This window comes from Pseudomonas sp. HMSC063H08, from assembly GCF_001813645.1.
GTDB lineage: Bacteria > Pseudomonadota > Gammaproteobacteria > Pseudomonadales > Pseudomonadaceae > Pseudomonas > Pseudomonas aeruginosa.
Genome location: NZ_KV813505.1, coordinates 1 through 281, shown reverse-complemented (window position 1 = coordinate 281; position 281 = coordinate 1). Strand labels below are relative to the sequence as shown.

The following is a 281-nucleotide window of genomic DNA, read 5'->3' as shown; positions in this document are numbered from 1 at the left end:
AAGTGCTGGCCATCCTCTGGTCGCACGCCGAATCCTACGGGCAGGTCGGTGTCGCCGGCCTCGGGAACGTGGGTTAGGTTCTCGAGCCGTTTCTGTACCTGGTCCAGGATCGTCTGGCTACGGTTCTCCTGCTGTTGCTGCAGCTCCTGGGCGGTGTTGTTGAGCTTCTGCTCGATGTTCTGATCGATGCTGCGCAGGCGGCCCTGCAGGTTCTCATTGGCAGCTTTGAGCGAGTCATTCTCCTGGATGACCTTGCTGATCTGGTCCTTGAGCTGCCGGCT

General features: G+C 60.1%; 1 pseudogene. It reads right to left on the bottom strand.

The features are described 5' to 3' along the window. A pseudogene (locus tag HMPREF2924_RS21280) lies at positions 1-281 on the bottom strand (TIGR03752 family integrating conjugative element protein); the annotation flags it as partial.